22 protein-coding genes are annotated in these 23,254 nt (G+C 71.0%); 8 read left to right on the plus strand and 14 right to left on the minus strand.

Features of this window, described 5'->3' with window-relative positions; all coding sequences use genetic code 11:
- Window positions 1-249: 249 nt before the first annotated feature.
- Both OG823_RS01295 and OG823_RS01300 read right to left on the minus strand, forming a co-directional pair.
- Complete coding sequence (locus OG823_RS01295; protein WP_371476676.1) at window positions 250-1,677, minus strand: PP2C family protein-serine/threonine phosphatase; 1,428 nt, start codon at window positions 1,675-1,677, stop codon at window positions 250-252.
- Window positions 1,678-2,224: 547 nt separating this feature from the next.
- Window positions 2,225-2,686: a nuclear transport factor 2 family protein gene (locus OG823_RS01300; protein WP_371476678.1), complete on the minus strand. Its 462-nt coding sequence runs from the start codon at window positions 2,684-2,686 to the stop codon at window positions 2,225-2,227.
- 104 nt (window positions 2,687-2,790) lie between these two features.
- On the opposite strand from OG823_RS01300, the gene OG823_RS01305 reads away from it, so the two are divergent.
- Window positions 2,791-3,381 (plus strand): TetR/AcrR family transcriptional regulator, encoded by a 591-nt coding sequence (locus tag OG823_RS01305; protein WP_371476680.1) that lies wholly within the window; start codon window positions 2,791-2,793, stop codon window positions 3,379-3,381.
- 245 nt (window positions 3,382-3,626) lie between these two features.
- Window positions 3,627-5,108, plus strand: coding sequence for an RICIN domain-containing protein (locus OG823_RS01310; RefSeq protein ID WP_371476682.1), 1,482 nt, complete (start codon window positions 3,627-3,629; stop codon window positions 5,106-5,108).
- A 288-nt stretch (window positions 5,109-5,396) separates the two neighbouring features.
- Here OG823_RS01310 and OG823_RS01315 read toward each other — a convergent pair whose 3' ends face one another.
- Window positions 5,397-6,293 carry a carbon-nitrogen hydrolase family protein gene (locus OG823_RS01315; RefSeq protein ID WP_371476684.1) on the minus strand — a complete coding sequence of 299 codons (897 nt, stop codon included), beginning with the start codon at window positions 6,291-6,293 and terminating at the stop codon, window positions 5,397-5,399.
- A gap of 362 nt (window positions 6,294-6,655) precedes the next feature.
- Here OG823_RS01315 and OG823_RS01320 point away from each other — a divergent pair, with 362 nt between their 5' ends.
- Window positions 6,656-6,931 (plus strand): hypothetical protein, encoded by a 276-nt coding sequence (locus tag OG823_RS01320; RefSeq protein WP_371476686.1) that lies wholly within the window; start codon window positions 6,656-6,658, stop codon window positions 6,929-6,931.
- A 183-nt stretch (window positions 6,932-7,114) separates the two neighbouring features.
- Here the strand turns inward: OG823_RS01320 and OG823_RS01325 are convergent, their stop codons facing one another.
- Entirely contained in the window at window positions 7,115-7,396 is a 282-nt protein-coding gene (locus OG823_RS01325; protein WP_371476687.1) for a hypothetical protein, read from the minus strand.
- 595 nt (window positions 7,397-7,991) lie between these two features.
- Between OG823_RS01325 and OG823_RS01330 the strand changes: the two genes are divergently transcribed.
- A complete protein-coding gene (locus OG823_RS01330) occupies window positions 7,992-9,785 on the plus strand; it encodes an adenylyl cyclase (RefSeq protein ID WP_371476689.1) in 1,794 nt (597 codons plus the stop codon).
- Here the strand turns inward: OG823_RS01330 and OG823_RS01335 are convergent.
- The 3 genes from OG823_RS01335 to OG823_RS01345 all read right to left on the minus strand — a co-directional run bounded on the left by OG823_RS01335 (window position 9,743) and on the right by OG823_RS01345 (window position 11,489).
- Window positions 9,743-10,009: a hypothetical protein gene (locus OG823_RS01335; RefSeq protein WP_371476690.1), complete on the minus strand. Its 267-nt coding sequence runs from the start codon at window positions 10,007-10,009 to the stop codon at window positions 9,743-9,745. The genes OG823_RS01330 and OG823_RS01335 overlap by 43 nt on opposite strands.
- A gap of 118 nt (window positions 10,010-10,127) precedes the next feature.
- On the minus strand, window positions 10,128-10,793 hold the full coding sequence (locus tag OG823_RS01340) for a hypothetical protein (RefSeq protein ID WP_371476692.1): 666 nt from the start codon (window positions 10,791-10,793) through the stop codon (window positions 10,128-10,130).
- 324 nt (window positions 10,794-11,117) lie between these two features.
- Window positions 11,118-11,489 (minus strand): winged helix-turn-helix transcriptional regulator, encoded by a 372-nt coding sequence (locus tag OG823_RS01345; protein ID WP_371476693.1) that lies wholly within the window; start codon window positions 11,487-11,489, stop codon window positions 11,118-11,120.
- Between the two features lie 92 nt (window positions 11,490-11,581).
- On the opposite strand from OG823_RS01345, the gene OG823_RS01350 reads away from it, so the two are divergent.
- Entirely contained in the window at window positions 11,582-12,421 is an 840-nt protein-coding gene (locus tag OG823_RS01350) for an SDR family oxidoreductase (protein ID WP_371476695.1), read from the plus strand.
- A 364-nt stretch (window positions 12,422-12,785) separates the two neighbouring features.
- Here the strand turns inward: OG823_RS01350 and OG823_RS01355 are convergent, their stop codons facing one another.
- A complete protein-coding gene (locus tag OG823_RS01355; protein WP_371476696.1) occupies window positions 12,786-13,376 on the minus strand; it encodes a choice-of-anchor C family protein in 591 nt (196 codons plus the stop codon).
- A gap of 114 nt (window positions 13,377-13,490) precedes the next feature.
- Here OG823_RS01355 and OG823_RS01360 point away from each other — a divergent pair, with 114 nt between their 5' ends.
- Window positions 13,491-13,637, plus strand: coding sequence for a hypothetical protein (locus OG823_RS01360; RefSeq protein WP_371476697.1), 147 nt, complete (start codon window positions 13,491-13,493; stop codon window positions 13,635-13,637).
- 353 nt (window positions 13,638-13,990) lie between these two features.
- Here OG823_RS01360 and OG823_RS01365 read toward each other — a convergent pair whose 3' ends face one another.
- Window positions 13,991-14,644, minus strand: coding sequence for an aminoglycoside phosphotransferase family protein (locus OG823_RS01365; protein ID WP_371476698.1), 654 nt, complete (start codon window positions 14,642-14,644; stop codon window positions 13,991-13,993).
- A gap of 374 nt (window positions 14,645-15,018) precedes the next feature.
- Here OG823_RS01365 and OG823_RS01370 point away from each other — a divergent pair, with 374 nt between their 5' ends.
- Window positions 15,019-15,483 (plus strand): DUF2199 domain-containing protein, encoded by a 465-nt coding sequence (locus tag OG823_RS01370; RefSeq protein WP_371476699.1) that lies wholly within the window; start codon window positions 15,019-15,021, stop codon window positions 15,481-15,483.
- 286 nt (window positions 15,484-15,769) lie between these two features.
- Here OG823_RS01370 and OG823_RS01375 read toward each other — a convergent pair whose 3' ends face one another.
- Together OG823_RS01375 and thpR are read right to left on the minus strand one after the other, a co-directional pair.
- Window positions 15,770-16,207: a glutaredoxin domain-containing protein gene (locus tag OG823_RS01375; protein ID WP_371476701.1), complete on the minus strand. Its 438-nt coding sequence runs from the start codon at window positions 16,205-16,207 to the stop codon at window positions 15,770-15,772.
- Between the two features lie 245 nt (window positions 16,208-16,452).
- Window positions 16,453-17,070 (minus strand): RNA 2',3'-cyclic phosphodiesterase, encoded by a 618-nt coding sequence (gene thpR, locus OG823_RS01380; protein WP_371476703.1) that lies wholly within the window; start codon window positions 17,068-17,070, stop codon window positions 16,453-16,455.
- A gap of 461 nt (window positions 17,071-17,531) precedes the next feature.
- Between thpR and OG823_RS01385 the strand changes: the two genes are divergently transcribed.
- Entirely contained in the window at window positions 17,532-17,807 is a 276-nt protein-coding gene (locus OG823_RS01385) for a hypothetical protein (protein WP_371476704.1), read from the plus strand.
- 211 nt (window positions 17,808-18,018) lie between these two features.
- Here OG823_RS01385 and OG823_RS01390 read toward each other — a convergent pair whose 3' ends face one another.
- From OG823_RS01390 to OG823_RS01400, 3 genes are read right to left on the minus strand one after another with little or no spacing between them, the layout of a single operon-like run.
- Window positions 18,019-18,507 (minus strand): hypothetical protein, encoded by a 489-nt coding sequence (locus tag OG823_RS01390; protein WP_371476706.1) that lies wholly within the window; start codon window positions 18,505-18,507, stop codon window positions 18,019-18,021.
- Between the two features lie 5 nt (window positions 18,508-18,512).
- Window positions 18,513-22,391: a DUF6531 domain-containing protein gene (locus OG823_RS01395; RefSeq protein ID WP_371476707.1), complete on the minus strand. Its 3,879-nt coding sequence runs from the start codon at window positions 22,389-22,391 to the stop codon at window positions 18,513-18,515.
- Complete coding sequence (locus OG823_RS01400; RefSeq protein WP_371476709.1) at window positions 22,388-23,110, minus strand: WXG100 family type VII secretion target; 723 nt, start codon at window positions 23,108-23,110, stop codon at window positions 22,388-22,390. Before OG823_RS01400 ends, OG823_RS01395 begins: the two co-directional genes overlap by 4 nt.
- Window positions 23,111-23,254: the final 144 nt, after the last annotated feature.

Genomic DNA, 23,254 nt, shown 5'->3' on the forward strand with positions numbered 1-23,254 from the left:
CGGTGGGAGCTCACGCTCATCAGAGCTCTTTACCGGCACATGAGTTGGCGCTACTGAGTCTGCGTCAGCCGATGAGGAAGCGGTCGAACGGGACCAGCGCGTCGTGGCCGGGCTCGCGCAGGCCGGCCGCCTCCCGCTCGGCCCGTTGTTCGCCGCACGCGGGGTGGCGCAGGGGCGGCGGTGCGGTCGTTTCGACCCGGCACCCCCGGAGGGGTCGACTCTCCTCGGCCCGCTGAGCAGTTGTCCGGGTCAGCCGGCGGTGGGCGCGGCGCGGAGCGTGGCGGCCACGATGGTGGTGTCGTCGCGCTGCCAGTCGGCGCCGTGCTGTTCGACGGCGAGATACAGCGCTCGCACCGCCTCGGCGGGAGGCGTGCCGTGCGGGAGCCCTCGGACGCAGTCGCCGGCCGCTTCCTCGCCGAACTGCGTACCGGTCGGGCTCCTGGCCTCGGTGATGCCGTCCGTGGTCACCACCACGAGGTCGCCCGGTACGAAGCGGGTGGTCCTGGCCTGCCAGGGCTCGGTGGTCCCCGGTATCAGTGAGCTGACCAGCGGACCCGTCGTCGCCAGGCGTTCCAGGGCGCCGTCGCGCCGTCGAAGCAGGGGTTCCTCGTGCCCGGCGTTGAGCCACTGCAGCGAGCCGGTACGGGGGTCGATCCGGATCAGGGCCAGCGTGCTGAAGCGCTCCTCCTCGTCCGCCAGCATCGACCAGGCGGCGAAGGCGGCCGCCTCCAGGCCGAGCCCCAGCCGCAGCGCGGTGACCACCGCGCCCTTGAGCTGCACGGCGAGCAGTCCGGCCTGGACGCCGTGTCCGGAGACGTCACCGAGGATCAGCGCGGTGCTGTCGTCGGGCAGGGCGATGGTGTCGAAGTAGTCGCCCGCGAGGATCCCCTCCGCCGCGACCATCTCGCCGCACGCGCTCACGCCGGGACCGGCCGTGCCCTGGGCGGTCAGGATGCGGTTCAGCCCGAGCGCCGACTCGCCGTTCTGCTCCAGCGCCTCCTGGTCGCGGCGGGACTCCCAGTGCAGCTCCCGCAGCCGCAGGTGCAGGCGTTCGGCATCCTCCGAGAGCCGGGCCGGCCACCCCGGCACCGGGTTCGGCGCGGGCGTGTCCGGCGGATCGGTCGCCGTCCGCCGAAGCTGCTGTTCGAGGGAGGACAGCGGCAGGATGATGCGGCGCGAAACCCGGTGCGAGATGACCAGCGCCGACAGCAGCAGTGCCCCGGTGGACGCGGCGGAGTAGAGCAGGAAGATGTCACGGTCGTCGGCCGCGTCGGCCCGCACGTGCGCCCGCACCTCGTTGATCAGTGCGTCCGTGGCAGCGGCGACGTTCTCGATCCGCTGCAGCGGGGCATCGCCGGTCCGGGGGTCAGCGGCCAGCCAGGAGTCCACGGCCAGACCGAGCCGTTGGGCGGGCTGCTTCAGCCCGGGGTAGGGGTCGAGCAGGAGGATCAGCTCCGACGAGCGGTCGCGGACCTCCTGGCCCTGGTACCACCAGGAGCCGGCATGGGTCGCGGGGAGCCGGTCGGTCGTGTTCAGGAAGCGCAGCTGGTGCTCGTGCACCGAGTCCATCAGCTCGCCGAGCTTGTCCTTGCCCGGCTCCAGATGACTGTTCAGCGCGTCAGCGCTGCGCTCCAGCCGGGTGTGGATCAGGTATCCGCCCATGGCCACGCCGGCCACCAGCAGCAGGATGACCAGCAGGCACCAGTACAGGGCCGCTCGCGGGGACGCAGGCCGTCGATGACCGGTGGGGGCGGGGATGAACGGTGGGAGGCCGATGACGGAGTTCCTGATCCTTCCGGGCGCCGTGCGCGCGCGTGGAGCCGTTCGCTGCGGTGCGTGCTCCACGTCTGCGCCCAGGGCGATAGCGCGGTCACATCCGGTCCTGTCGCATCCCCCTCCCACCAGCGTCACAGGCCGGTCGACAGTTGTCAGGGGGCCGAAGGTCACATCTCCGGAGGACGACATGGCACTTCCGGCCTGACCTCGCCCGAACACGCCCTGTCGAGCGGTGAGCCGCAAGCGACCGCACCGTGAGCCGCAGGGCCGAGGCCGGAGGCACCCGACCCGGCACCGGCACCGGGCCCGGCGGCAGCGGCACGCTCTCCCGCAGCCACCGATGATCTCCCGCACACTCACCGTGCGCTCGCGGAACGCGGCCTGGAACTGCTTCAGTGGCGGTGGACCGCCCGGCGGCCCGCCCCGTGGCCGGGCCGCCGGGCAGCTCTCAGGCGGAGCGCCCGCGCAGCGCGGCCGTGTCGAAGACGACCGTGGATTCCACCACCAGGCCGCCCACCAGCCGCATCCGGTCGACGCCCTCCCAGACGGCGGTCCGGCCGTCCACCGTGGCGGTGGCCTCCCAGCCGATGAAGACCACGCTCCCGCTCCGAGCGTGAGCGGTCACCCGCAACCGCAGGTCGGGAAAGCGTTCCAGGGTGCCGGCCACCTGAGCCTGCCAGTGGTCGAGGCCGACGATCGGCTCGGGGCGACCGGGCCAGTGCAGCACGATCTCGGGGTGGCTCAGGGTGCCCAGCGAGGCCGGGTCCGGCTCCGCCCAGAACGCGGACCAGCGGTCGGCGAAGTCGGCCGCACCGGTGCTCGCGGTTTTGGGGTCGCTCGGGTCGCTTCGGCCCGTGCGGGTGGTGCTCGTGGCCGACGCGGCCGGTTCCTGGGACTGGGTGTCTGTCATGAGCTGTCCTCTCCCCCAGTGGGAAGCTAGTTGCATACCGGCAGTACGTACTTGCGGTATGGAACTTACGTACCGTTAGTATCTGGTGTCAAGAGGAGGCAGCAGTGGCCAGAAGGACCCAGGCGGACCGCTCGGAGAACACCACCGGAGAGATCGTCGACGCGGCGATCACCCTCTTCGGCCGGGAGGGCTACGCCGCCGTGTCGATCGACGGGATCGCCCGCGCGGCGGGCGTCACCAAGGGCGCGGTCTACCACCACTTCGACGGCAAGACCGCACTCCTGCGGGCCGCCTTCGTCCACCAGGAGCAGCGCCGCGCGCAGCAGTTGGCCGCAGCTGCCGCCGGATCGCCGGACGCGCTGACCGCCGTCCGGGCCGGCTGTGCGGCCTTCCTGCGCACCTGCCTGGACCCCGCGGTACGGCGGATCCTGCTGCTCGACGGGCCGGCCGTGCTCGGGTGGGAGAGCATCCGCGCGATCGAGGCCGAGTACAGCGTCGCGCTGCTTCGCCGGGGTCTCGCCAACGCCACGGCCGAAGGCCGGCTGCGGGCCGGCGACCTCGAGATCCGCACGCACCTGCTGCTCGGCGCCCTCTGCGAAGCGGGCATGCTGCTCGCCCGGGCCTCCGACTCGGAGGCCGCGCTGGCCGGCGTCACCCGCGAGGTCGACGCGCTGCTGGAGGCCTTCGCGACGTAGGCGGGTGTTGGGTCAGGCGCCCGGGGACACGGCGCCGGCGTCACCCTGGCAACCGGCCCTCGAAACGCGGGGCGGAGGTGGCCGCCCGGCCGGCCGGAGGACACGGCGACCCGGTCATGTGCGGTTTGTTTGATTTTCTGTCGAATATGTTGACTCTCGTGCGCAGATCGCCCACGCTCCGGACTGACAACGATGTCCGGCGGCCTTCCGGGGAACTTCGGAAGGCGCGAGGGAAGGCGGGAACCATGTCAAAAGTGATCTTCGGCCCCGGGGTACCACTGCTGCGCTGGGCATGCGCCGTTCTCCTGGCCGTTGTGGCGGTCCTCCTGTCGCCGCCGCTCGACGCGCGCGCGGCGACGGTCAGCACGTTCGCGCCCGGAGCGGCCTGGAACGACCAGAACGGCAACCAGCTCCAGATGCACGGTCTGGGCATCGTGAAATCCGGCGGCACCTGGTACGGCTTCGGCGAGGACAAGAACGGCGGCGAGTCGGCGGGCGACGCGCCCTTCCGCTCGATCCCCTGCTTCTCCTCCACCGACCTGCGGAACTGGACCTTCAGGAGCAGCGCCCTGCCCCGCCAGGCCGGTGGCGACCTCGGGCCCGACCGCGTCGTGGAACGGCCGAAGGTCGTCTACAACGCCTCGACGTCGACGTACGTGATGTACCTCCACATCGACGACCCCACGTACGCGGAGGCGAAGGTCGGGGTGGCGACCAGTGCCACGCCCTGCGGTCCCTACACCTACCGGGGCAGCTTCCGGCCGCTGGGGTTCGAGAGTCGTGACGAGAGCCTGTTCCAGGACACCGACGGAAGCGCCTACCTGCTCACCGAGGACCGGGCGCACGGCCTGCGCGTCGAGCGACTCTCCTCCGACTACCTCTCGGTGGCCTCCGGTGTCGCCCTGCTGCCCGGCTACGAGTCACCGGCGATGATGAAGTCCGGCGGCCGCTACTTCATCCTGGGCTCGCACCTGACCGGCTGGAACACCAACGACAACGTCTACGCGAGCGCCACCTCGCTCGGCGGCCCCTGGACGCCGTTCACGAACTTCGCGCCCGCCGGGACGGCGACCTACAACACCCAGACGGCGAACATCATCCAGGTCAGCGGGTCGGCGGGCACCACGTACGTCTACGCCGGCGACCGCTGGAACCCCGCAGACCTCGGAAGTTCCCGGATGGTCTGGCTGCCGATCACGGTCTCCGGACCGACGCTGAACGTCGGGTGGTTCGGCTCCTGGTCGCTGGACGTGTCGGCCGGCACCTGGTCGGCCGACTCCTCGGTGCCGGGGGAAGGGAACCACGTCCTCACCGGCGTGGGCAGCGGCCAGGTCGTCGACGTGAACGGCGCCTCGGCGGACGACGGCGCAGCCGTCGTCCAGTGGCCCGCGAACGGCGGGGCGAACCAGACCTGGAACCTGCGCCGCGCGTACGGCAACGTGTTCAGCGTGGTCAGCGCGAAGAGCGGCAAGTGCCTCGACGTCTCGGGCGCGTCAACCGCTCCCGGCGGGGCCCTCGTCCAGTGGACGTGCTCGGGGGCGGCGAACCAGCTCTGGGCCTTCGACGCGGTCGGCGACTACGCCTCACCCTCGAACACCTCCTACGTGCTCCGGAGCATGAGCAGCGGACTCGTCGTCGACGTCCCCGACCACTCCACGAGCGCCGGCACGGCGCTGGACCAGTGGAGCGGCAACGGCGGGGCGAACCAGGTGTGGCGCGTCTCCTGACGCCCCGCCCGGTACGGACGAACGCGCGTCCCGGTCCGGACCGGTCCGGGACGCCTGCTCCACGCACGGTCCCGGCGGTACGGTCCGGGTGCGGCGGCCGGGGTGCGGCGGCCGGGGCCGGGGTCGGGGCCGGGCCGAAAGCCGTCCGGGCCGGGACGCGACACAAGCCGAGGCGGCGGCCGTGACCTGCGCCTGCGCGCCGACACCCGGAACTCACCAGGGCGGTCCGTGTCGGGGCGGGCAGGCTCACCGGTTCCCCGGAGCAGAACTCGCCGTCGGGCCCGTGAATCAGAACGCGGTGCGGCTGCCGCTCCTGGGGTCGTCGGCGGCGCGGTGGTCGGTGTAGAGGCCGGCGCGGGCGCGCCGGCGCCAAGGCCTGGCGTAGCGGAGGGCGATGTCGATGTCCGGGTCGGTGGAGTGGAGGTCGAGGTCGGTGATCGCGAGGGCGGGTCGGTTGTGGGCGGGGGCGCGGGTGAGCCAGCGACCCCCGGGGGCGACGATGCCGGCGGGGGCGCCGGCGGCGAATTGGGCGGCGACGGCGTAGCCGAGCCAGTAGTTGTAGAGGGTGCCGTAGGCCTGGGCGACGGTGGCGCGGGCGGGGTCGTCGACCATGACCGACAGCAGGACGCAGTCGACGTCCAAGCGTTCGTACTCGGCGAAGAGGGCGGGGAAGTTCGCCTCGATGCAGATCGCGAGGCCGAAGCGGACGCCGTCCACGTCGAAGACCGTGGGTTCGGGCCGGCCGGGGGTGTAGAGATAGGACAGTTCGGTGTGCGACAGGTACCGCTTGTCGTACCTGTCGACGAGGCGGCCTTGGTCGGAGACGACGTAGAGGCTGTTGTGCGGACGCGCCGGCGGGGTGAGCGGGTGGAGCGAGCCGAAGACCGTCCACAGGCCCAGCTCGCCGGCAAGGGCCGCGATCCGCTCCGCCTCCTCGCGCAGGACCTCCCACCCGGCGCCGGACCAGTCCGCAGGCGCCAGGGTGCCGTCGGGGCCGGCCGCCACCACCCGCTTGTGCGGGTAGACGAGAGCCCCCTCCGGGAACTGCACCAGCCGCGCGCCCGCCCCGGCCGCCTCGACCATCAGGGCCCGGATCTCCTCCCCCGCCGCACGGACCGCTCCCCGGTCCCCCGGATCCTCCGGCACCGTGCTCTGCGCCACCGCCAACCGCAATGTCCTCACCATCCGGTGACCGTACCCGGCACGGCCAGGCCGCCGCCCGGCGCCCGCCGGGCGGTCACCCGCACGTGTCCCAGCCTCGGCTGCGACGCGGGCGGGCCCGGATTCCGTCCGGAGAGATCGGCATGGTCCACCGACCAGGCCGAGACGCCACCGCCACCGCCACCGCCACCGCCACCGCCACCGCCACCGCCACCGCTTGATCGTTTCTACTGCGGCGGCGGTCACCGCAACCGCCGGCAGCGGAGGCTTCCGGTCCTGGTCAAGCGGCTGCGGGGCCGGACGGACACCGGCATCGCTCCTCCTCGCCGGCCTGGGATTTCTGGACGGGCCGGTTGGCCGGGCCGCAGAAGGGAACGATGGTTGGTATGCAAACGCAATGGGTGCACCAGTTCCGGGACCGCCCGGACGCCAAGGACGTCGAGACCCTGATCCCGGTCGAGGAGTTGAACCGGCCCCGCCAGATTCTCGCCCGCGAGCGCGAGGGTGCCGAGGGCCTGGTCGACGGATACATCCTGCAGAGCCTCAACGGACGCTCGCGTACCGCTGTCTACACCTGGGTGCGAGCCGGTCCTCCGGAGCCGGTCGCCGAGTACCTGCTGGACCTCCTGGCCGAGGTCTATCCCCGGGGAAAGGCCCGGTAGGCCGGCCAGGCCACCCCGGCCGGCTGCCCTGCCCACCCCGGCCGCCGGCCGGGACCGCCCCGAGGCAGGGCGGAAGACCTCACAGCCAGGCAGCTCGGTCCGTGATTCACCCTGGGCGTCGAGACCGAGGACGAACACGGCCCACCGCCGCGTCGACGAGGCCGCAGCGGCGGGCCGTCCGTTTCAGGGCCGGACGAGGAGGTCGTGAATCCGATCGGCGAGGGCGGCGGCGTCGTGGTCGATGGCGGCGGAGTGCACGCCCGGCGTCTTCTCCCGCTCGGTCTCCGGCACGTCCACGTCACCCTTGCCGAACGGCGCGTACTCGGCCTCGGTCCCGTGCTTCTCGTGGGTGGCGTTGAGCTCGTCGACGAGGGTATCGATGCCCCTGAGCAGGAACGGCAGCGCGGCTTCGACGCGTTGGCCGCCGGTGGACTGCGCGATGCGCACCGGAACCCTGATCTCCACGTCCGGGCTCCTGGGGGAAGAGGTTTCAGGACCTGCGTGGTGATCGACTACGCGATGCCCGACCACCACCGCGCTGCTCCACTGCTCCCTTGCTCCTTGCCCCGCCGCTCCGTCGCCCCGTCGCCCCGTCGCTCGGGCGCGGACGTGATCCGGTGGCCGTTCCCACGGAGAGCGCTCCCGCGCGGTGACCGGATCAGCGCCTGCCGGTGGCCGCGACCCGTCCGGGGCGTCCGACCTTCCCCTCCCCGGCACCCCGACGTCCGCCGTGCCCCACGCTCCGTCGTCCCGACCCACCGCCTCGGCCCTGCCACTGCACCCGCCACTGCACCCGCCACTGCACCCGCCACTGCACCCGCTACTGCACCTGCTTCCACCTGCGACAACGGCACCATTGCGGCCGACAGGCCGTCAGAAGACGGCCCGGCCCCACCGGTAGAGCCGCGAGACTGATCCGATGCTCCACCGTCACAGGTGATCCGGAGTCATTGACGCCGCACGGTCCCGGTGATTCACTTCCCAGCGCGGGAGAGCGCTCTCAAGCCGTGGGGAACCTGCCCCGGGCCCTCCCCGTCCATCCACCACGCCTGGGAGATTCATGTCTGTCACCCCGCCCCGCCGGACCGTGCTCCGCGCCGCCGCGGTCGCCGCCGCACTGCCCGTGGTCGGCAGCCTTTCGAGCGGCGCGGCCCACGCCGCGTCGGAATCCCGCGGGACCACCGGGCTGGGCGCCAACGTCCTGGTCTTCGACCCCTCCATGGGCGACGCGGCGATCCAGGCTCAGGTCGACGCCGTGTTCAAGATCCAGGAGTCCAACCAGTTCGGCACCGAGCGCCACGTCCTGGCGTTCAAGCCGGGCACCTACACCGTCGACGTCAACGTCGGCTTCTACACGCACGTGCTCGGCCTCGGCGAGAGCCCCGACGACGTCGTGATCAACGGTCACGTCACCTCCGACGCACAGTGGTTCGAGGGCAACGGCACCCAGAACTTCTGGCGGGCCGCCGAGAACCTGTGCATCGTCCCGCCGGACGGCCTGGAGCGCTGGGCGGTCTCCCAGGCGGCCCCGATGCGCCGCACCCACGTCAAGGGCAACATGACCCTGTGGCCCAGCCCGCCCGGCAACCGCTGGTCCAGCGGCGGCTTCCTCGCCGACAGCCTGGTGGACGGCCAGGTCGAGTCGGGTTCGCAGCAGCAGTGGCTGTCCCGCAACGACACCTTCGGCAGCTGGACCGGATCCAACTGGAACATGGTCTTCGTCGGCACCCAGGGCGCCCCCGCCCAGAGCTTCCCCGCGCCTCCGATGACGACGGTCGACCGCACCCCCGTCATACGGGAGAAGCCGTTCCTCACCGTGGACGCCCGCGGCTCCTACCAGGTCTTCGTCCCCGCCCTGCGCCGTGACTCCACCGGGACCACCTGGGCCGCCGGCAAGGCCGCCGGGCACAGCATCCCGCTGTCCCGCTTCCACGTGGCCAAGCCGGGCGACTCCGCCAAGACCCTCAACCACGCTCTCTCCGAGGGCCAGCACCTGCTGTTCACCCCGGGCATCTACCCGCTCTCCGCCCCGCTGCGGGTGTCCCGACCCGGGACCGTCATCCTCGGCCTGGGCCTGGCCACCCTCCAGGCCGTCAAGGGCAACTCGCTCGTCGAGGTCGACGACGTCGACGACGTCACAGTCGCCGGGGTGCTCCTGGAGACCGCCTCCGCAGGCTCCCGCGTCCTGCTCAGCGTCGGCGACGGCCACAGCCGGAAGGACCACTCCGCCCGCCCCACCGCGCTCTTCGACGTCTTCGTGCGCGTCGGCGGTTTCGTGCCCGGCGGCACCGAGGTCGGCATCCGGATCGACAGCAACGACGTGATCGTCGACCACGTCTGGATCTGGCGCGCCGACCACGGTCTCGACGGCAGCGTCGGCTGGGCGGTCAACCCCGCCGGCACCGGCCTCCTCGTCAACGGCGACCGGGTCACCGTGTACGGCCTGTTCGTCGAGCACTTCCAGAAGTACGAGGTGCACTGGAAGGGCGAGCACGGCCGCACCTACTTCTTCCAGAACGAGCACCCCTACGACGTCCCCACCCAGTCCGCCTGGAGCCACGGCGCCACCCGCGGCTACGCCGCGTACAAGGTCGCCGACTCCGTCCGCAACCATCGGGCCTGGGGCTTGGGCAGCTACTGCTTCTTCAACCTGCAGGCCGACATCTACACCGACCGGGCCTACGAGATCCCCGACACCCCCGGGGTCGTCCTCACCGACCTGATGACCGTCTGCCTCAACGGCGCCGGTGGCGGAGGCATCCTGCACTGCGCCAACAACAGCGGTGACCCGGTGCAGAACGGGTTCGGCACCTACTTCATGAAGGGGTACTCGAACGGCGTCGCGACCTCCTGACGCACGACGGGGGCGGTGGCCGGTCCTCCCGGCACCGCCCCCGTCGGCACGTGGAATCGCCGACCGTCGCCGGCGCCTCGACGGGCGATGCCGGCCTTCAGGGCGTCCTCGAAGGGGATCGGCAGCTCGGCCGGATCGGTCACACCGGGGAGCATGGGAAGGGCGTGGCTTCCGGGCGTCGTCGCGCACGACTTCAGCACCACCGCGAGGCCGGTCACGGACATCTGCCTCGCCGCCACCTCTTGCAGAGCGTGGGTGAGCCACCGGATCGTCTCCCGGACCGCGGTCCTCGCCACCGGCGATCACGGAGGAGGCGGCCGCGAGGTGCTCGGAGCGGGATGTTCAGACGCCTGGAACAGCGTCCTTCGCATCGGTGTGCCAGTTGGTGACGATCGGCTTGTCGACCTTGACGGTGCCGACGGGAATGCTCGCGGGGTTCTGGTCCGCATCGCCGATTCCGATGATGACGTCCTTGAACTCGACGGCCTGATTGTCGTTGGTGCTCTTCGGGTTGATCCCCGCATAGGCGACCGCGGAGCCGGTGAGCGTGATCGGCCGGCCCACGGCCTGCTCGGCGTTGCCGGCCTCGATGCCGCCCGAGCCGAAGGCGATGACCGGGTGCACGCCGGACAGGACGCAGGTGATGCCGGGCTTGGCCTTGGCGGCGATCTGGATGTAGCCGCCGGCCTGGGTCTCCGACTTCGCGCTGAACGTGAGGTCGTTGGCGCCGCAGGCCTGGCCGTAACCGGTTTTGTCTCCAGAGCCAGAGCCAGAGCCAGAGCCAGAGCCAGAGCCAGAGACGGAGGCGGAGGCGGCCGCAGGCTTCGCCGACGTGGCCGGCGCGGCGGTCGTGGACGCTGCGGCAGAAGGAGCGGTTGACGCGGCGACAGCACTCGTGGGAGCGGCGCCCTTCGCGGAGGCCGGGTCACTGTTGTCCGGACCGCAGGCGGTGGCCGTTACCGCGAGCGCGGTGGCCGCGAGTGCGACGAGAGCGATTCGTGAGCGCATGGGATGTGCCAACTTCCTTATGTCGAAGGTCTTCAGGCTAGGGCCTCCTTGATCACCGGCTTGTACGTGAGATGTCCCGATCATGTCTCAAGCCATGCTGGGACGGCCGGGCGGCCGGCCCGCGCTGCAGGGGCCCGGGCCGGCCGCCGTACACGGGACCCTGCAGCCGGACTCGAGCGGCCGGTCGGACGGGGCCAGGCTTCCGGATCCCCCGTCAACTCCCAAGGGGCGCAGGCGCGGCCAGAGGGCGCTCCTGGATCAGGGCGAAGCTCCGGCTCAGCTGGTCGTCCATCGCGTCGCGGAGGTGCACCAGCGGCTACCGTGCTAACCCGCGCTGTCTGACGACAGCCGCCGAGTGATCCGGTCGAACAGCTCCGTCAGCGGCTCGCCGAGGTCCGCGCCGAACTCGGTCAGCCCGTAGGTGACCTGGGGCGGTGTCGTCGGCTCGACCTCCCGCCAGACCAGGCCGTCCTGAACCAGCGCGCGCAGTGTCTGGGCGAGCATCTTCTCGCTGATGCCCTGAATGCTCTCGCGCAGCTCGTAGAACCGGAGGCTGTTGCTCCGCAAGGAGATCAACACCCAGATGCCCCACCTGCTGGTCACATGGTCGACCACATCACGCGCGGGGCAGTCGGTGTGAAACACGTCATACCGCTTCCCCGACTCGGCCTGTCCATGCTGCACGCTTGCCCCCATGTCATGAGCTTACCTCGGGGTATGTCCTTACCAAACGTTAGTCCCTACTCCTAGCGTGAAGGCCACGGAGAACATCTGACAAGGAGCTGATCGTGATCGTTGCAACCGGGGCTACCGGGAATGTCGGCCTGCCGTTGACTCAGGCACTGGTCGAGGCGGGCCAGCAGGTGACCGCTGTGTCGCGGCACCCGGCGGCGGTGCCGAAGGGCGTCCGCCACCTGGTGGCCGACCTGGCCGAGCCGGCCGGCCTCAAGCCCGCGCTGACCGGGGCGAAGTCGCTGTTCCTGCTGCTGTCCGGCGGCCTGCACGCCACCGGAGCCAACCCCGCCGACATCATCGGCGAAGCTGCGGCCGGCGGGGTCCGCCGGGTCGTCCTGCTCTCCACGCTGGGCGTGGCGACCAGGCCCTCCGGCCGCACGCGGATCGCGATGCGCGCGCTGGAGGACACACTGCGGGAGTCCGGCCTGGAGTGGACCATCCTGCGACCGGGCGGCTTCGCGTCCAACGCTCTGTGGTGGGCCGACTCCGTCCGCGCGCAACAGGTCGTGGCCGCACCCTTCGGCGACGTCGGGGTGCCGATCATCGACCCGGCGGACATCGCCGCGGTCGCCGCGGCCTGCCTGCTGGACGACCGGCACACCGGCGCCGTCTACGAGCTGACCGGCCCGGAGGTGATCACTCCGCGTCAGCAGGCGGCAGCCATCGCCGCCGCGCTGGGCTCGCCGGTGAGGTTTCACGAGCTCACTCGCCACGAGGCCAAGACGGTCATGACCCAGAGCATGCCGGCGGAGCTCGCCGACGACACTCTGGAGATCCTTGGTTCTCCGAGCCCGGCCGAACTGCGCGTCAGTCCGGACGTCCAGCGGGTCCTCGGCCGCGCCCCGCGCCCCTTCGCCGACTGGGCCGCCCGCCATGTCGCCGCGTTCCGGTAAGACCGGTCTCCGCCGCTACAACTGCCTACGGGCTCGGCGGTCCACTGCTGACGGTCGAGAAACCTGACGGCGTTCTGCAGTTCGGTCTCGACGCCGCCGTTGGTCGTGGCGGTCCTGCCCGTACGCGCCTCGACGGTGCTCTTCCTCCTACACCTGGGCACCGGCTTTCTCAGCGGCCTCGGCCTCGATCCGGGTCCAGGCGACGCGCAGTTCGGCCGGGCGCATCTCGCGGCGATCGAGTCCGGCGGGCAGGCCGGATCGCCGGAGCGCGAGCGGCCGGCCCCGAGCCGGCTGGGCGAGCGCCAGGTGGGCTCGCCCAGCCGGCCTGCCCTCCTGGACCCGCTCAGCCGGCCTGACGCTTCGGTCAGCCGTTGCCGCAGGGCGGGCAGGGGGCGCAGCGTTCGATCCGGACGTCGTCGATGACCGGACCGTATGCGCTCGGCGTCGTGCTGGCGAAGGAGATGGCGGTGGACGGATTGGCTGCCTGGAAGGTGAACTGCCGGTTGACATAACCCATGTTCGTGCGCGTCTTACCGGTGGTGTCGAAGGAGAAGTCCTGGAAGTTCTGCCCGTCGATGAGGACGCTGCCACTCTTGAGGACCGGAGTGCTCTGGGGGTTCCCGGCCAGAGCGTAGGTGACGGTGTAGGTCGCACCGGGGAGGGTGGTGAAGGTCTGGGTCACCTCACCGGCATTGCTGCCGTTGAGGTCGATGGACTGGTCCCCCTCCGCCGCCTGCCAGAAGCCGGCCCCGATCAGGTCGACGCTGCCTGCGGTGACGTGCCACGGTCCGATGTCCTGCCCCGCGGTCAGATCGGTGAACCCGTTGACCGTCGCCCTCGGGTGTTCGAAGCTGCCGTCGTCGAAGCGACTGACGGTCTGAGCCGAGGCCGTGGCCCCGGTGCCGGCGAGCATGACGGAGATGGCGGCGACAACACAGGCGCGCATGGCGAGCATGGTTTTTCCTCTCGAATGGCTTCCGTCACACCGAGATAGTGTGCCCACGAATAAGATAGGGAGGTCAAAGGGGAGGATAAAGACCCCTGCGGAAACACATACAATCAGGCCATCATGACCGGCCGCGAAGGAGCCCAACTCGGGCACTGGATCGCGGACGTGTGCGCGGACGTGTGCGCGGACGAGCAGTGCGGCCTCGCCGGCCTCGCCACCGGACTGATCCCCGACCCCGACGCCTGCTGCGCAGACGGCTCCTCCTGATCGCCGCCAGCCGCCAGCCGCCGGCCACGGACCGGGCTGGTGAACCCTTGATCGACTTTCAGGAGTGCCTGCCCGGTGAGGTCTGCCCTTCTCTGCCTCGGAGCCGGCGGTCCAGGAACTCGATCAGTCCCGTTTCCGAACGCAGCAACCGCTCGTGTTGCTCAGGGGGAAGGGATGCGAGGGCATCGACCAGAACCCGCTTCCGCGGGATGTGAACCATGTTTCCGGAGTAGATCCTGCAAGTTGAGCACCAGGCGAACCCGATGCAGCGCTCGAACATGGAGGACTCGGGCGGATAGAAGCGGTACTGGTACGAGCGGACGGGCGTCCCGCATGCGGCGCAGATCCGGCGTTCACCGTCCGGAGCGGACCAGTCGCTCCCGACCTTGCGCCAGTGCTGCCGCCCGGCCGGTGCTCTTCAAGTCGTCATGTCCAGCATTCTGCCCGACCGAGCCTGCATCGCACAGCCATCCGTGCAAGTCTCGGCCATCGAGCAGTCGGTCGCCGGGCTCCGCAAGCAGTTCCCTCACCGTGCCCCCGCAGGTGGCCAGCAGGCGGCGGTCGGCCGGGTCGGCCAGCAGCGGCGACAAGCGGGGAAGGTGTTCGAGCATCGCGGCGGCGGTGTCAGCCAGGAGCGGCAGGCCCTTGGGAGCCGGCAGGGCGACCAGACGGGACAGGAGTTCGGAGAGGATCTGCAGCGCGGCCGTGCCCTCGGCCACGCTCGCGAGCGAGCGGTTGCCGTCGAGGCGCTCCAGCAGCATCGTTCCGGTGTCGGGATCGTTCTCCAGCAGGCGGACCGCGTCGCGGCCGGCCCACGCGCGCGCAGGGCGAGCGGCTCGCCGCGGGTCTCCTCGTCCACCGGTTGGAGCTCGAGTACCGCCGCGGTGGCATCCGCCCGCACGACTGGCAGCACCAGCGCGACCGCCCCGTGAGCCGGAGGGCCGTCCGGTCGCAGGCCCCAGCGGTCCAGAAACCCCTCCGCCAGGGCGGGCAGGGCAGCGACCCATGCCTGACCGGCCTCACCGCGGTGGGCGGCGGCCAGCGCCCTGGGGACCCGGATCCGATGACGCGGTGACTCGGCGATCATGGCGCTCCTGCTTCGACACCGGCAGTACCCCATGGAGCCTGATGACGTCTCACGTAGGCCAGTACTGCCAGTTCTACCAGTTCTGCCAGTCGGCCAGTTCTGCCAGGCCGCCCAGCCGCCCAGCCGCCCAGCCGCCCAGCCGCCCAATCGTGCTTGCTCGAACCAGTGACGGCAGAGGAGCTCCACCTGCTCGCCGTGCTGTGACCTCGGCAGGAGGGTCACCGCGTCGGGCTCCCGCAGGTGTACTTCCCCGGCCCCGAAAGCATGTCCGACCAGCTTGTTAGGCTCAGCATCATGTCTGCCGATCACCACCACACCTGCGCGTGCTGCGCAGAACACCAGGACGGCCCGCCGCTGTCCTACGGAAGTCCGGCTCCGGCGGGCTGGAAGGCTCGTTACTCCTGGCGCCGGGACAGTGGGCTGACCGCCGACCAGTGCGTGATCAAGGGTCGGGACTTCTTCGTCCACGGCCTGATCGAGATACCGGTGCGTGACAGTGGCGACACGTTCTCCTGGGGTGTCTGGGCCTCCTTGAGCGAGGAGAACTTCGCCCGAACGCACGACCGGTGGGACTACCCGGCACGCGACCAGGAGCCCCCGTACTTCGGCTGGCTCTCCACCGAGTTGCCCGTGTATCAGCACTCCACCATCCAGCTCAAGACCCACGTCCACACCCGCGCCGTTGGTCAGCGTCCGCTGATCGAGCTGGAGCCCACCGACCACCCCTCTCGATCGAGCAGCGCGAAGGCATCACCTTGAGCCGCGTGCGGGAACTCGCGGACCTGCTCCTCCGAGGCTGACGGTTTCCGCTCCGGACGCGGTCAGAGAGCAGGCCGCGGGCTTCACGAGGTCTACGCACCACTGGACCGCCCGGCCGGGCAGCGCCCGGGCCGTTGAGGCGCAGGTGCCGGGCGGGCCGGAGCGCGAGCCTCCCGCCCGGGCCGACCGCCGGAACGTGCTCAGGTTCGACCGGCGACGGCGGCGGGGAACCGGGCAACGACGTCGGTGCGGGAGTTGCGGCCGGTGACCTCGATCCCGCTGCCCGTCACAGGGACGAGCCGAGCTGCCCGCGCACCCACCGCGGATCGGGGTTGACGTGGGCCTGGCCTGCCACCACGACGGTGGGCACGGTCTCGTTGCCGTCGTTGGCCGCTCTCACCCTCGCCGCCCCGTCCGGATCGCTCCAGATGTCGACCCAGTGCACCTGGCGGGCGCTGCGGCCCAACCGGATCCGCAGGCGCAGGCAGTACTTGCAGCCCGCCCGCCAGTAGACGATCGGCCGGCCGTCGACCTCGCTCCGGCGCTGTGCCTCGACCGCCCCGATCGACCGTGGGAAGGCCAGCGGCGAATGGAGACCGGCGAGCAGGACGAACCCCAGCCACATGGCGACGGCAACGCTCGGAGAGTCCCTGACGACCAGCATGGCCGCAAGGAGTGAACCGGCGGCGGCGAACGATGTGGGCAAGATCCAGGCGCGCGTCATAGTGGCGCAGACTACCGGCAGCCACGGACCAGCACGGCGCGATCACGGGCTGGGGCCGCTGCCGGCTGCTGGGGCGGCCTGTCAGAGCTTCGGTAGCGTCCGGTGGATCGGATCCCTTCCGGGCCGCTCCACCAGCGTCCGGGCGACGTGGAGCACGGTGGCAGCCCGCAATCGGCTGCCGAATTGAGCGACGGAATCCGGGAACAGAGCCCGAAAAACGGGCGAAAACCGTGCTCGCCTGCGGGCTACGGCTCGGTGAGAGCGCCGTCGCCCACGGCCCGGACGGCGGTGCCCAGTCGCCACGCCTCGATGTCCCGGTAGCGGATCGGGCCGGGGCCACGCCCGATGTTGCTGCCGACCAGGTGGAGACGTTCGGTCCACCACTGCCGGCCCACGAACCCGGTGAGCCCGGCCGCGGCCTGCGGCACGCTGGTGGGATCGTCGCGGCGGGACCGTGCCAGGGTCAGATGGGGACGCAGCGGGCGGTCCCCGAACTCGATCCCGCAGGATCTGACCAGGGCCCGGACGTCCGCGGCGAGGATCTGCAGTCCCTCCAGGTCGCCGTCGATCCCGCTCCACAGCAGTCGCTGGTCGAAGTGGCCGCCGCCCCGCAGGCCCAGCTGCAGAGCGGGGTGCGACGCGGCCCGACCGGCCAGCGCCGACCGCAGCAGCGGCACTGCCGTGGATGGCAGCTCGCCGAGAAATGCCAGGGTGACGTGCCAGTCCTCGATCCGGTTCCACCGGAGCTGCGGGTACGTGGCGTAAGCGGGCTGCAGGGCCCGGGCCAGTTCATCCTTGGCGTCGTCGGGCGGAGCCAGTGCCACGAAGACGCGCAGGGTCGAAGGCTCGGGGTGATCGTCCACGAGAGGGGAGGTTAGCCCAAACGCAGCTCGGCTGCGCTCCCAGGGCACGGACGGGCGCCAGGCCCCCTGCCCGGCCGCACCCGCCCGCGCCGGGGAAGCAGGACCGCCGAGCCCGGTGGAGACGGCCTGGGCACCCGAGCAGCGGCGCAGCACACCGAAGGGGCGCAGCGAGGAGATCACCGCCCTCTCCTCGCCCGAGGACGCCGGCGGCCCGGCGGTGGCCGGGCGGTGGCCGGGCAGGGCATTGCCGCGGTCCGGCGACATCGCCGTAGGGCCGGCCGTCCCGCACCGGACCGGCGCCCTCAGCCCCGGAGGCGACGGAACTCCAGGGAGCGGTGTCAGGCCCTCCGAGCCCTGACCTAACTGCTCAGCCGTCCCGCTGAGCTGCGGCTTGTCCCCACCCCTCGCATCCGTCCCTTGATCGGCTGGTTGGCCGGGTGGGAGGCGGGAAGGTGGTTGGTATGCCAACGCAGTGGGTGCACCAGTTCCGGGACTGCCCTGATGCCGAGGACATCGAGGTTCTGGTCACGGTCGCGGCGCTGGACCGGCCTCGGCAGATCCTGGCCCGCGAACGCGAGGGCGCCGGCGGCGTGGTCGACGGGTACGTCCTCCAGAGCATCGACGGGCGCTCGCGCACCGCCGTCTACACCTGGGTGCAGGCAGGCGACCCGGACTCGGTGACCGAGTACCTGCTGGAGCTCCTCGCCGAGGTCTGCCCGGGCGAGAGGGCCCAGTAGTCAGGGTCGTCGTCGGTCGAGGGCCGTCACGACGTCTGTGGGGAGGAGCAGCGCCGCGAGGAGCGCGATTGCGGCACCCGGGTCGTGGCCAGGGCGTTCGCGGGGGCCCGCGCAGACCCCGCCCCCGCCCCCGGCCGCGGCCGCGACCGCCCCGCCGGACCGGGCGCGGCCGAGTGTCGGCGCTTGGCGGGCGCCCTGACGAGGTTCAGGTTCAGAGCATGAAGTCGTAGTAGTCGTCGGGGCCGGTGAGGACGGCCTGGAAGTAGAGGGGTTCGCCGTCAGTGTCGAGAGGGACCTCGTGTCCGGTGGTCCGGGTCAGCCCGAGCGAGAGTTTGGGGAGCACCCAGTGGCTGGGTTCGCTGTGCAGGACGGTCAGACCGAGGTCCTTCAGCTGCTCGACCAGTTGAAGGGCGGGGGTCCGAAAGACGTCGAGGCCGCGGAAGCTGACGTTGATGGTCTCCGGCCCCGGTTCGGGGTTCCACACCTCGGCGGCCCGGAGGGTCGTACCGCGCTGCATGTGGAAGACGATCTCGAACTGGGGGTGGAGTGCGGTGACCCTCATGGGTCGGAAGGTGCTGGTGGAGCCCTCGTTGGACACCTTGGTGCGGCCGAGCTCCGCAGCAGCCTGCTTGACCGCCTCGGCGGGCATGCCAAGGGGGAATCCGGTGATGCCGTTCGGCGGGTCGAGTTCGATGTCCATGCCGGTCATTTTAGGAGGCACGTGCGGATCTTCCATCCATGGGACGACAGGTACTTCTGGAAGGACTTGTTGTTCGGGAGGGAGTCGACCATCTCCTTGATCGCGGCGTCGTACTTGGTGCCGTGGATCTTGCGGATCATGCCGATGTCCATCTTCATGGCGACGTCGAACTTTCCCTGGGCTATCAGGCTGCGCTGTTTGGCGCGCCAGGCGATGCCCTCGGCACTGGAGCCGGTGCTGATGAAGTCGCGGTGGTCGTCGTAGTCCATCCGGATGGCGGGGCCGGGACCGTAGCCCAGCTTGGCGCCGCCGATGGCGACGTAGGAGTCGCGGGCGGGTATGTGGTTCCGCTCGTAACTGTTGGTGTCGCTGCCGTCGGTCCAGTTGCTCGGCCGCAGGGTGTAGTGGGAGCCGCCCCACCCGACGGGCTGTCTGGGGGTGCCGGCGAGGCCCAGCGGGTCGATCCAGTACAGCGGGTTGGGCACGTAGGCGTGGGGGTTGGGGCCCGCGTCCAGGCCGAGCGGGTCGGTGCTCAGGTATCGGCCGGTGGACGGGTCGTAGTAGCGGAAGTGGTTGTACTCCAGGCCCGACTCGGCGTCGTGGTACTGGCCGGGTCGGCCCAGCGGGCAGCCTCGCGGGTCGGTGTGATTCCGCCGGCCCCAGAGGTCCGCGTCGCCCGTCCACACGACCCGGCCGTCGAGTGCGACCAGTTCGGTGGGAGTGTCCACGAGGTCCGTGACGATGGCGTAGAACTGCTCGTCGACCGTCGTCCCGCCGGGGCCGGCGGCACGCTCGCTCTGGGCCACGGGCGCGGACCGGCCGGGCTGCCAGTCCCAGGTGAGGGTGCGCCGACTGCCGTCGGCCGCCGACTCGTGTTGTTCGATCAGCTGAACGCCGTCCCAGGCGAAGGCGACGGCCTCCGTCCGGTGGCCGTCCTCGCCCAACCGCCATTTGCCCGTCCGACGTCCGAGGGGGTCGTAGCCGTACTCCCATGACCCGTGGTCCGGGGAGTCGACCCGCACCAGTTGGTCCTCCTCGTTCCAACCGTAGGACCACTGCCTGCGCTGCCCGGACAGGGTGCGTACCAGCCGCCGCACCAGGCGGCCGCGGTCGTCGTACTCGTAGGCCGCGCGGCCGGCGGTGCGCAGCAGTGAGCCGGTGTAGGTGCGGTCGCCGGTGGTGGAGCTGTCGGGTGTGCGGGTGTCCTGGGCGTGAGTGATGTTGCCGAGGCCGTCGTAGGCGTAGGTCTCGTTCCAGCTGTCGGCGCTGACGCGGGTGACGCGGCCGGCGGGGGTGAGGGTGAAGGCGCGGTTGCCGCGCAGGCGGTCGGTGATGGCGGCGGGCATGCCGTCGGGGCGGTAGGTGTAGGTGCGTTCCTGCTGGTTGGTGAAGGGGTTGCTGCTGTCCGGGGTGGTGTCCTTGGCCCAGATGGACTGGGCGGTGAGACGGTTCTGGGTGTCCCAGGTCTGGGTGAGGGCGGCCTGGGTCCCGAGGTAGCGGGTGGTTTCGCGGCCGGCGGCGTCGTGGGTGAAGGTGAGGGTGCTGAGGGGGTTGGTGAGAGTGGCGGGCCGGCTGTTGGCGTCGTAGGTCCAGGTGGAGACGATGCCGGTGGGGGTGGTGCGGGTGGTGCGGCGGCCGAGCGGGTCGTAGGTCGAGGTGGTGGTACGGCCGTTGGTGGTCTCGGTGAGGACACGGCCGACGGCGTCGTGGGTGTACTCCAGGATGCCGTGGGGATTGTGGGTGCGGGTCAGGCAGCCGCGGTGGTCGTAGGCCAGGGTGGTCAGGGAGCCGTCATGGTTGCGGCGGCCGGTGAGTCGGCCGTTGAGGTCGTAGCTGAAGTCGGTGGTGCGGCCGGCCGGGTCCGTGATCTGCAGGAGTTGGTCCGCGGCGTCGAGTCGGTAGGTCAGGGTGCGGTCGTTGAAGTCGCTCTCGCCGACCAGGTGGCCGGCCGGGTCGTAGCGGTACTGCCAGCGGGCGCCGTTGGTGCTGACGGCGAGGAGTTGCAGCTCGGTGTCGTATTCGAAGTGCTGCTCCTCGCCGTCGGGCAGCGTGCGGGCCGCGAAGCGTCCGAACGCGCCGATGGTGAAGCGGGTGGTGGCGCCGGCCTGGTCGCGTTGGAGGAGGACGTTGCCTTCGGGGTCGTGCTCCCAGCTCTCGCGGGTGCCGTCGGGGTGGAGGCGTTCGGTGACCTGGCCCTCGGTGTTCCTGACGAGGGTGGTGGTCGCCCCGAGGGCGTCGGTGATGGTGGCGAGGCGGCCGAACGCGTCGTAGGTCGCGCTGGTGGTGTGGCCGAGCGGGTCGGTGACCGCGGTGGTGAGGCCCGCCGGGTTGCTGTCGATGTGCTGGGTCTGCCCGAGGGGGTCGGTGACGGCGGTCAGGCGGCCGTGGGGGTCGTACCGGCGGGTGGTGGTGGCGCCTGTGGCGTCGGTTGTGGTGAGCAGGTTGCCGTTCGCGTCGTAGCCGAACGCCGCGACGGGCGAGCCGCTCTGGGTGATGGCGGCGATCTGTCCCAGCTGGGTGTAGTTCAACTCGATGACGGTGCCGGCGGGTTCGGTGATCCGGACGGGGGCGCCGTGCTCGTCCAGGTCGAACAGGGTGGTGCGGCCGATCTCGTCGGTGCGGGACACGGGCCGGCCGAGGTCGTCGTAGGCGGTCGTGGTGCGGTGGCCCAGGGGATCGACGGTGGCGGTGACGTGGTGCCGCTCGTCGTAGTGGAATTGAGTGGTGTGGCCGAGGCTGTCGGTGACCGTGGTCACCCCCGCGACGGTGTCGTAGTGGAAGGCGGCGGACAGGATTCCGTGCTGCCCGATGCCGCTCACGACCCGGCCGCTGTCGTCGTAGGCGTACTCGTAGCTCTCACCGTTGCGGTCGATCCACGCGGTGATCCGGCTCTGGTCGTCGTACTCGTAGATGTACGGCAGGCCGGAGGAGTTGACGATCCCGGCCAGGTTCCCGTCGGGGTAGTACTGGTAGCCGACCACGGTGGTGCCCCGCCCGTGGTCGGTGCCGTCCAGCAGCCGCAGGCCCTCCACCCTCGGTCCGGCCTCGGTGGGGAGCGTGTCGACGGCCACCCGGTAGCCGCCGCTGTGGCGGATCTCGGTGAGAAGGCCGGCTTCGTCGCGCGCGAAGTCGATGCGGTGGCCGTTGCGGTCCGACAGTCCCGCGAGCGGACGGATCTCGCCCACCCGCCACGCTCCGGCAGCGGCTGCGGGGAAGTGGTGGGTCCAGCCCCGGTCCGGGTCCTCGATCCGCATCTCTCCCGACTGCGGCTCCCACGTCAGCGGCCAGCGGGCGCCCCCTGTGGGCGCCGTCGAACGCCCGGAGCCGTCGGGGTGCGGGTAGTGAAGGATCTGGGCGTCGTCACCGGCGAAGTGGACGCCGTCCGCGTCGATCTCGATGCGCTGGTCCAGCGTGGACGCCCAGCCGGGCCCGAAGAGGCGCCCTCCGACGTAGTGCGACGCGTACGCCCGGCGCAGCACGAGCGGGAGGATGCCGGCCAGTGCCAGGTCCGTCTCCGACGTGATCATCTGGCCGGAGACGACGTCGACGGGGTCGCCCGCGGTGTGGCAGCCGATGTTGCCGTCGACGCCCTGCCCGCGCTTGCTGCCGCGGCCCAGCGGACGCTCGCCCTTGCCGCGCCCACCACGCCCACCACCACTGCCGGCGTGCACCTGGTGGGGAACGCCCTTCTTCTCCCCACCGAGGATCTTCTCCAGGTCCTTGGCGTGCTTGCCGTCGGCCTCGCGGGTGTCGTGGGCGACCTTCTTCAGGTTGTCGCCGGCCTTGCGGTAGAAGCCCTTCAGCGCCTTCCCGGCGTCCTCCGCCAGGGTCTTGCCGAGCTTCTGCGCGCCGTGTTCCAGCGCCTTGACGATCTGGTTGCTCATTCGAAGCTCACCCCCGCGATCCTGGACTGGAACGTCTGCGCGTGCCCGGCCACCGTCTCGGCGTGCTGGTGCATCGTCTGCGCGTGCGACTCCAGCGCCGCCGGATCGATCCGGAACCCCGTACCGCCCCCGCCGCCCGACACCCCGAGCGCCGACTCCGCACCCTTGAACACCAACCCGGCCACCGCGCCCGCCACCACGTCCACCAACGGGTTGATCGCCGCCTCGATCACCTGCCCGATCACGTACTGCTCCAACTGCTGCTCCAGAGCGTTGACCAGCCGCTTGCCGGCCTCCTCGATCGCGATCACCGCCGCCTCCGCCAGACCGAACGTCGCCACCGCCGCCGCCTGGTCCGCCACCAACGCCACCGCCAGCACCACCAGCTCGGCGATCGTCTCGATCTTCATCGCCACGATCACCCCCGCCGCCACGTCCAACGCCGTCGCCACCACATGGCACGCCTGCACCAGCTCGTTGAAGTGCGCGTCCGACACCTGCGACCACTTGGCCAGCAACGCCTCGTAGGACGCCCCCTCGTACGCCTCACCCAACGCATGGATCGTCGCCGTCGAATCCCGGTGCGCCGACTCCACGCTCTCCGCGAACTCCCTCACGTGCGAAGCGAACTCACGCACCTTGTCCTCGTTCACCGTCGGCCAGTTGATGCCGATGAACGACAACAACGAGACCACCTCGCCCGGCAACTCGATCGCCATGCGATACCTCCCCCGTAACGGCATGTTCCGCGTAGACCGTAGTCCATCGCGCCACTCCCCCGGTAGGCAGGAAGTCCGCACGGCGTCCGGGCCGCCCGGGCGACTCCGGGCTCGGACTCCCGACACGAGACGCTTCTCTCGTAG

This window comes from Kitasatospora sp. NBC_00315 (assembly GCF_041435095.1).
Taxonomy (GTDB): domain Bacteria; phylum Actinomycetota; class Actinomycetes; order Streptomycetales; family Streptomycetaceae; genus Kitasatospora.

What these genes read in the sequence shown, in the direction of transcription:
- OG823_RS01300 (WP_371476678.1), bottom strand. Translation starts at nt 2,686, where the DNA reads ATGACAGACACCCAGTCCCAGGAACCGGCCGCGTCGGCCACGAGCACC.
- OG823_RS01310 (WP_371476682.1), top strand. Translation starts at nt 3,627, where the DNA reads ATGTCAAAAGTGATCTTCGGCCCCGGGGTACCACTGCTGCGCTGGGCA.
- OG823_RS01315 (WP_371476684.1), bottom strand. Translation starts at nt 6,293, where the DNA reads ATGGTGAGGACATTGCGGTTGGCGGTGGCGCAGAGCACGGTGCCGGAG.
- OG823_RS01320 (WP_371476686.1), top strand. Translation starts at nt 6,656, where the DNA reads ATGCAAACGCAATGGGTGCACCAGTTCCGGGACCGCCCGGACGCCAAG.
- OG823_RS01330 (WP_371476689.1), top strand. Translation starts at nt 7,992, where the DNA reads ATGTCTGTCACCCCGCCCCGCCGGACCGTGCTCCGCGCCGCCGCGGTC.
- OG823_RS01335 (WP_371476690.1), bottom strand. Translation starts at nt 10,009, where the DNA reads ATGTCCGTGACCGGCCTCGCGGTGGTGCTGAAGTCGTGCGCGACGACG.
- OG823_RS01340 (WP_371476692.1), bottom strand. Translation starts at nt 10,793, where the DNA reads ATGCGCTCACGAATCGCTCTCGTCGCACTCGCGGCCACCGCGCTCGCG.
- OG823_RS01345 (WP_371476693.1), bottom strand. Translation starts at nt 11,489, where the DNA reads ATGGGGGCAAGCGTGCAGCATGGACAGGCCGAGTCGGGGAAGCGGTAT.
- OG823_RS01355 (WP_371476696.1), bottom strand. Translation starts at nt 13,376, where the DNA reads ATGCTCGCCATGCGCGCCTGTGTTGTCGCCGCCATCTCCGTCATGCTC.
- OG823_RS01360 (WP_371476697.1), top strand. Translation starts at nt 13,491, where the DNA reads ATGACCGGCCGCGAAGGAGCCCAACTCGGGCACTGGATCGCGGACGTG.
- OG823_RS01365 (WP_371476698.1), bottom strand. Translation starts at nt 14,644, where the DNA reads ATGGGTCGCTGCCCTGCCCGCCCTGGCGGAGGGGTTTCTGGACCGCTG.
- OG823_RS01370 (WP_371476699.1), top strand. Translation starts at nt 15,019, where the DNA reads ATGTCTGCCGATCACCACCACACCTGCGCGTGCTGCGCAGAACACCAG.
- OG823_RS01375 (WP_371476701.1), bottom strand. Translation starts at nt 16,207, where the DNA reads ATGACGCGCGCCTGGATCTTGCCCACATCGTTCGCCGCCGCCGGTTCA.
- OG823_RS01385 (WP_371476704.1), top strand. Translation starts at nt 17,532, where the DNA reads ATGCCAACGCAGTGGGTGCACCAGTTCCGGGACTGCCCTGATGCCGAG.
- OG823_RS01390 (WP_371476706.1), bottom strand. Translation starts at nt 18,507, where the DNA reads ATGGACATCGAACTCGACCCGCCGAACGGCATCACCGGATTCCCCCTT.
- OG823_RS01395 (WP_371476707.1), bottom strand. Translation starts at nt 22,391, where the DNA reads ATGAGCAACCAGATCGTCAAGGCGCTGGAACACGGCGCGCAGAAGCTC.
- OG823_RS01400 (WP_371476709.1), bottom strand. Translation starts at nt 23,110, where the DNA reads ATGGCGATCGAGTTGCCGGGCGAGGTGGTCTCGTTGTTGTCGTTCATC.